7 protein-coding genes and 1 pseudogene are annotated in these 4,189 nt (G+C 58.4%); 1 reads left to right on the forward strand and 7 read right to left on the reverse strand.

The features are described 5' to 3' along the window. The 7 genes and pseudogenes from HPQ62_RS20805 to HPQ62_RS20835 form a co-directional block, all read right to left on the reverse strand. Nucleotides 1-87 (reverse strand): annotated as a pseudogene (locus tag HPQ62_RS20805) (IS5/IS1182 family transposase); the annotation flags it as partial. A gap of 72 nt (nt 88-159) precedes the next feature. Further along, nucleotides 160-402 (reverse strand): DNA-binding protein, encoded by a 243-nt coding sequence (locus HPQ62_RS20810; RefSeq protein WP_174804510.1) that lies wholly within the window; start codon nt 400-402, stop codon nt 160-162. A gap of 142 nt (nt 403-544) precedes the next feature. After that, complete coding sequence (locus HPQ62_RS20815; protein WP_174804511.1) at nt 545-724, reverse strand: hypothetical protein; 180 nt, start codon at nt 722-724, stop codon at nt 545-547. After that, a complete protein-coding gene (locus tag HPQ62_RS20820) occupies nt 721-1,425 on the reverse strand; it encodes a hypothetical protein (RefSeq protein ID WP_174804512.1) in 705 nt (234 codons plus the stop codon). Before HPQ62_RS20820 ends, HPQ62_RS20815 begins: the two co-directional genes overlap by 4 nt. After that, entirely contained in the window at nt 1,422-1,895 is a 474-nt protein-coding gene (locus tag HPQ62_RS20825) for a hypothetical protein (protein ID WP_174804513.1), read from the reverse strand. Before HPQ62_RS20825 ends, HPQ62_RS20820 begins: the two co-directional genes overlap by 4 nt. After that, a complete protein-coding gene (locus HPQ62_RS20830) occupies nt 1,895-2,737 on the reverse strand; it encodes a ParB/RepB/Spo0J family partition protein (protein WP_174804514.1) in 843 nt (280 codons plus the stop codon). The genes HPQ62_RS20825 and HPQ62_RS20830 overlap by 1 nt, the downstream gene beginning before the upstream one ends. Nucleotides 2,738-2,754: 17 nt before the next feature. Next, nucleotides 2,755-3,054 (reverse strand): helix-turn-helix domain-containing protein, encoded by a 300-nt coding sequence (locus HPQ62_RS20835; RefSeq protein WP_174804515.1) that lies wholly within the window; start codon nt 3,052-3,054, stop codon nt 2,755-2,757. A 144-nt stretch (nt 3,055-3,198) separates the two neighbouring features. Between HPQ62_RS20835 and HPQ62_RS21255 the strand changes: the two genes are divergently transcribed. Further along, complete coding sequence (locus tag HPQ62_RS21255) at nt 3,199-3,915, forward strand: XRE family transcriptional regulator (protein ID WP_342343745.1); 717 nt, start codon at nt 3,199-3,201, stop codon at nt 3,913-3,915. Nucleotides 3,916-4,189 lie beyond the last annotated feature (274 nt).

Raw genomic sequence — 4,189 nt, forward strand, 5'->3', positions numbered from 1 at the left:
CCTCGGCACGCCGCGGCTGTTGTTGGGAAGAAGCGGCTCGATAACCGCCCACTCGAAATCCGTCAGATCAAAACGTCGTCTCATCAAGGGTTCCTTTCAGGAAGCCATTGAATCAAAACGAGCACTCGTCGTGAACCCATCAGTTTATGAGTTTACGGCCTAGGGCAGTTTGACATGGTCAGAGCCGATCCGGCCATGACGCTGGACATAGGCAACCTGGGCAGCAACCGGCAGAAGCAGGTAACGGTACTCCATGCCGCCACCGCGCCCGGAGCGCTTGCGGGCATAGGGGTGCGCATCCCAATTTTCTCGGGCTGCCAACACCGCAATGCCGCGTTTTGTGTCGGGCAGGTTCGGCAGCCGTTCCTCTGAAATCTCGCGCGCTGTCAGCCACTCTTTCATGCTATTGACCTGTATTGGTAGTTGATCGCCCGCTTCGCCTGTGCGCTGACGGCCCAGGCCATCCCGCCCAACACGAGCAGCTCGGGACCGAGCCAGATGCCGGGCGCGACGGGTGTTGCGAATAAGGAAAAGAGGGCTTTGATCATTCGCCGCCTGCCAAACAGCAGAACAGCCATGCGATCGCGGCACAGCAAATGAGCCATCCTGCGACGACGATGCCCAGCCAGGGCCAATCGAGGTTGAACAGCTCGCCGAGTGCGATGCTGGCCAGCAGAAAGACGATTGCGCCTGTTGTTATCCTCATGATTTCGAGGACAATCATGCCGCTCTATCTTCCGCGTCCATTTCGCGAACGAGGGCCGCGCAAAGGTCGCGCTGCATATCCATCGAAAGGGCGTCTAGGACCGCGCCATCAATCTCGTCATCACACTGCGACAGCAGAAGATCGACAGCGGCCGATGCGGGTGAAAGCCCCCAGAGCGGCGAAGGCCGGCAGGACACGAGCGTCCGTATGGCTTCGCCAACGGCGGTATCGTCCGTGTGCAGGGAAAGCGGGCTGTACCCGGCTGCAAGATTGGCCTCGTTAAGCTTGTGAGCGGCCTTCACGATCGCCTCGGCCTGCGCCAGTTCGTGAGCTTCCGAAACGAGACCCGCCGATGCATCGCCAAAGTCCACGCCGATCGCACACGCTGCCTCGTCGCCCCTATACCGGCGGGCAGCTTCCTTCGGCTCGATATGACCGCGATATCTGCCGGCGCGCTCCTCCGGCCCCTTCTCCTGCGGATGGTATGGGCTGGGATAATAAGCTTGCTCGCCCTCGGCACTCAGCCACTCTAGGTATTCCCGGTGCGTAGGAGCATCAAACCCGGCATCGGCAAGAGCCTTCGAAAGACGGCTGTAAAGCACATCGGTTGGGTATCGTACCGGGCTGTCAACCCACGGGCGGTGCATTTCGATGATGGGTTTGACGCGCTCTGGTGGAGCTTCAAAGAAGGGCTTCTTCACATGATTGGTAACATTCATGACTTTCCTCTTTTGAATTTGGTGCGCTGGTCGGCTTCCAGCCGCTCGACGAACCGGTTCATTTCCTCTTGTTTCTGCTTTGCGAGATGCAGGACGATCAGGTCGCGATAGCTCTCCGGCACTGCCACGTAACGGAACCGCGAAGGCACGAAGCCGAGCAGGTCGAACTCTTTGGTGGCGTCGATCAGCGCGATGAAGGCATCAAGCGTGATCCGGTGCGTGGCAGCCTCGGAGGACCACTTGTTCAGCATGTCCTCGGAGACGGTGCGCCCGAGATAGCGGCTCATGTCGGCGGCGATTTCCGCCCTGGTCTTGCCAGCCTCGCGGGCGTCCTTCAGCGCTTTCGCCACCGTGCGGGAGATGCGACTATCGAGCGCGCCGCGACCGGCCACGTCCTCTTCGTATCCGGCTGCCACCTTCGGCGGCTGCCAGTCGAAAAGGTCTTCCGTGAGCGTGTCGCGGCGGCGCATCAGGCGGCTTTTCTTTCGGCAAGGATCGTCTCGACGATCGACCAGTGCTCGATCATGAAGCGGCGTTGCGCCGTCTCGGGCAGCTTGCCGAACTGGTCGGAAACCCGCTCCCATCGCTCCGGCTTAGAGGCGCGCGGCACATGGTCGATCATCGCGATCGCGTCTTCGACCGTGCTGCAGGCAGGCGGATTGGAGGTCAGCAGGTTGGCGATCTTGACCTGACGCTCGGCCGGCTCGGCCGAAAGCGCGAGCAACTGCGATTGATTGTCGGCGATCGGCGCGAGCGATATCTGCTCGCGGACCTCCTGTGTAATCCGGGCGATCCTGAGGTAACGCTTGACCGCTTCCTTGTTGAGGCCGAGCGCCTTCTGCGATGCCGTCGTAAAGGAAGAGGCTAACAGTGTGCTTTGCTCTTCGAGCGCGTCTTCCGAATTAGGGTCAAACTTGACCCTATTTTTCTTGCGACCCGGTTTAACCGTCCCGGCGGCTTCCTCGTAGACCTCGCGCCAGGCAGCAACATCGAAGGCGCGGTCGAGCACCGTCAGTTCGCGACGTTTGAAATTCTCGGAAATCTCGGCAAGCTTGATCGCGGCTTCGCTGGCGAACTCGGTTGGCTCGTAGACCTTGGCGCTGATTGCCTTCCACGAGAGTATCTTGGCAGCGGTGAGGCGATGAGCGCCTGCGTTCAGCCGAAACCGCTCGCCCCTGCGGATGATGCGGATCGGTTCGTCCTGCCCGCGAGCCTGGAAGTCGACCGCAAGAGCGGCTGCCCAGTCCGGGTCGACGACGCGCCGTCCTGCAGGAACATCGATAAGGGTTATGTCAACGTCTTGGATATGCATGGCCTGCTCCTGTCCGGTCAGGCCGCATTCTGGTCAGCGCGAGGCGCGCTTTTTGCACTTCCGTTGCAACACTCGTTGCTGCTAGAGTTCTTTTCGTGATGACGACCGCGAGTGTAGCTGTCAGGAAAAAGCTCGCGGAAGGGAACACCAATAGCCTTGGCGATCGCCTCCGCTCCCTTGCGGCTGGCTCCGATAATCCCTTGGCGGCATGCGCTTTCATTTAGGCCGGCGTCCCGTGCGATTCCGGTGAGTGTCATGCCTTGGCGTTGCACTTCCGCAAGAATAGCGGGGCGGTCCCATTTGGTATCGGTCTTCATCACATGTCCTTTGGTTGCTGCTACCGTTCAAACATTAGCTGCACCCATTGTTGAGACATAAGTGTCATTTTGAAAGACATAAATGTCTTCTCAGCTTGAGATTTAGACATAATTGTCTTTGCGCAATATTATGGTTTTGAAACAGTGGGTTACGACGAAGAAACCGCGCAGGAGGAAACAGGGAAAGCGCTTGCCAGTTCTTCATTTGCCCTTGGTGAACGATTGCGTCAGGCGATTAAAGCTGTTGGATCCGACAAGGCTGCCGAATCAACTGGCAAATCCGTCAGAACACTAGACAGATATGTCTCTGGGAAAATTGAACCGCCGCTGAGCGTTCTAATAGGTTTGTCGGATTCGAGCGGCTTATCGCTACAATGGCTTGCCACCGGCGAAGAACTTCCCCGATCGCGCGGCGCGTCGAGTGGGATTCCTGCATTCGTTGCTGAGGATATCGCGTTGGTTCAAAAGCTTGAACTGGAAGCTTCGGCGGGTAATGGCGCTGTAACCAATTATGACCCCGATACTGACTACATTGCCTTCCAGGCGTCTTGGCTGCGCACCCACGATGTAAATGCTGCGGCGGCAAGGGTGCTCAACGTTCACGGCGACTCCATGGAGCCGACGATCAGACACGGCGATGTCCTACTCGTCGATACGTCAATCGACCACATCAAGGACAATGCGATTTATGTGCTCACCTGGGATAATTCAGTGTTTGTAAAGCGCGTTCACAAGCGGCTCAACGGCTCTTTACAGTTGATTAGCGATAACGCCCTTTACCCGCCCGAGGACATAGCGAAAACCGACGTTGCACAGCTGAACATCGCCGGCCGCGTCGTCTGGTATGGTCGTTTCACGTAGAGCGATTTTTTCTGCCGTCCTGCCAACTGTTCTTGCGCGCAGCCCATCCCTCACAGAATAAGCCGCCGCCGCCAAGCCCCATCAAATAAAGGCCTTTCCCGCGAATTCCCGGATATTCCCGGCTCTGCCATATGTTCTTGCGGGTTACTGTCAATCGGCGTTGTAATGGGACCCCATTTAGGCGTCCAAAAGGCCCCCCTCCCTTGGGTTGCACTCGGCGATCAGCGCGCGCAGGCCCGGAGCCATCAATTTAGCGTAGAGGCCTGCGGGCGCG

It is taken from the genome of Martelella limonii (assembly GCF_013344475.1).
Lineage (GTDB): Bacteria > Pseudomonadota > Alphaproteobacteria > Rhizobiales > Rhizobiaceae > Martelella > Martelella limonii.

Coding starts and splice junctions, on each gene's coding strand:
- HPQ62_RS20810 (WP_174804510.1), bottom strand. CDS start 402: ATGAAAGAGTGGCTGACAGCGCGCGAGATTTCAGAGGAACGGCTGCCG.
- HPQ62_RS20815 (WP_174804511.1), bottom strand. CDS start 724: ATGATTGTCCTCGAAATCATGAGGATAACAACAGGCGCAATCGTCTTT.
- HPQ62_RS20820 (WP_174804512.1), bottom strand. CDS start 1,425: ATGAATGTTACCAATCATGTGAAGAAGCCCTTCTTTGAAGCTCCACCA.
- HPQ62_RS20825 (WP_174804513.1), bottom strand. CDS start 1,895: ATGCGCCGCCGCGACACGCTCACGGAAGACCTTTTCGACTGGCAGCCG.
- HPQ62_RS20830 (WP_174804514.1), bottom strand. CDS start 2,737: ATGCATATCCAAGACGTTGACATAACCCTTATCGATGTTCCTGCAGGA.
- HPQ62_RS20835 (WP_174804515.1), bottom strand. CDS start 3,054: ATGAAGACCGATACCAAATGGGACCGCCCCGCTATTCTTGCGGAAGTG.